Origin of the sequence: Pseudomonas sp. 65/3-MNA-CIBAN-0223 (assembly GCF_040310425.1) — a bacterium.
GTDB lineage: Bacteria > Pseudomonadota > Gammaproteobacteria > Pseudomonadales > Pseudomonadaceae > Aquipseudomonas > Aquipseudomonas gregormendelii.
Map to the genome: position 1 here is coordinate 1 of NZ_JBEOPV010000211.1, position 261 is coordinate 261.

Sequence of the window (261 nt, forward strand, 5' to 3'; positions counted from 1 at the left end):
TACCTGCAGCGCGCCGTTCCAGGGCTTGTTCAGGCTGGTTGCCACGCTTAGTCCGGCGTCGTTGCTCAACGGCCCGGTTCCGCTCAGGCGCGCTGTGTCTATGTCCAGCTGGCTATTCCAGCGCCAGCCCTGGGCGATCAGCTGTGGGTGCTCCAGTCGCCCCAGGCGGAGGTCCAGCGGCCCCTGTGCGCGCCATGTGCTTGGCTCTGCGTCGTTGCGTTCGATCCGCAGGCGTAGCGGCTGGGAAAGGTTGACCTGCAG

General features: G+C 66.7%; 1 pseudogene. It reads right to left on the reverse strand.

The window, feature by feature from the left end:
- A pseudogene (locus AAEZ09_RS28610) lies at positions 1–261 on the reverse strand (dicarboxylate transport); the annotation flags it as partial.